Annotated in this window: 1 protein-coding gene; it reads right to left on the reverse strand. The window is 63.4% G+C overall.

Features of this window, described 5'->3' with window-relative positions; genetic code table 11:
• The coding region (locus K0335_RS22140) for an aldehyde dehydrogenase family protein (RefSeq protein WP_219394158.1) at nucleotides 1–704 on the reverse strand (704 nt) is incomplete at both ends.

The following is a 704-nucleotide window of genomic DNA, read 5'->3' on the forward strand; positions in this document are numbered from 1 at the left end:
GAGTCGCCGTGGAAAATCACCGCGTCAAACGGCTGCGCCATCAGCGTTTCCGCTTTCGCAAACTGGACACGCGCCGCGACGGCGGCGGGGAGACGTTTCGCCAGATCGCGGTGGAAGGCGTCGTCTGACCATAGCGCCTGACTGCCGACGGCGAGAACGGCGGCAAGCTGCGTCAACGCGTCCTGTTCATCATCAGCCAGGCATAACACCCGTTCACGCGGCAACAGCGTCCAGGTATTACGCTCGCCGGTCGGCCCCGGTAGCAGGCGCTGCGTGCCGGCCTGCGCCAGATCGGCGAATTGTCGGCAGAGCGTCTGTAGCGCCGGGCGATCCGCCGCCCATTGCGTCAGAGCGGTCAACGGCGCGAGTAGCGTGGTTTTAAGCTGCGCATCCACCGGGTAACGCGCATCCTGACGAGTCAGCGTCGTATTGAGCGCATTGGGCGGGCGGTGTGCCAGCAGGCGGTAGAGATAGAGCGGCCCTCCCGCTTTTGGCCCGGTGCCGGACAGGCCTTCGCCGCCAAACGGCTGGACGCCGACGACCGCGCCCACCATATTACGGTTAACGTACAGGTTGCCGACATGGGCGGAACCGGTGACTTGCGCAATGGTTTCATCAATACGGGTATGTACGCCCAGCGTTAGCCCGTAGCCGGAAGCGTTAATCTGTTCGATAAGCTCCGCCAGTTGGTTACGGTTATAACG

It is taken from the genome of Escherichia sp. GZ89 (genome assembly GCF_019366485.1).
GTDB lineage: Bacteria > Pseudomonadota > Gammaproteobacteria > Enterobacterales > Enterobacteriaceae > Escherichia > Escherichia fergusonii.